The organism is Seonamhaeicola marinus (assembly GCF_008085455.1).
In genome coordinates this window covers 1-272 of the sequence record NZ_VSDQ01000783.1, presented here as the reverse complement: position 1 = coordinate 272, position 272 = coordinate 1, and the positions used below count along the sequence as shown (strand labels likewise).

General features: G+C 24.6%; 1 protein-coding gene. It reads left to right on the top strand.

Annotated features, from left to right (window positions below; genetic code table 11):
- A partial coding sequence (locus FUA24_RS25325) for a hypothetical protein (RefSeq protein ID WP_222861384.1) occupies positions 1-203 on the top strand: 203 nt, incomplete at its 5' end.
- Positions 204-272 lie beyond the last annotated feature (69 nt).

Genomic DNA, 272 nt, shown 5'->3' with positions numbered 1-272 from the left:
ATGATAACGGTGTGGGTATAACAAATACTAATAAAATGAATACAGAACACACATCATTGGGTATAAAAATTACAAACGATAGAATTTCGGTTTTAAACAAAACCAAAAACATAAAAGCAAAAGTTAATATTATTAATAAAAGTTTAGGTACAAGAGTTGAAGTAATATTACCTTTTCAATTAGCATATTTAAATAATGATTAATACATTAATTATAGATGATGAGCAGCATTGTATTGATGCTTTACTAAAATTAACCAGTAAATACAGTGA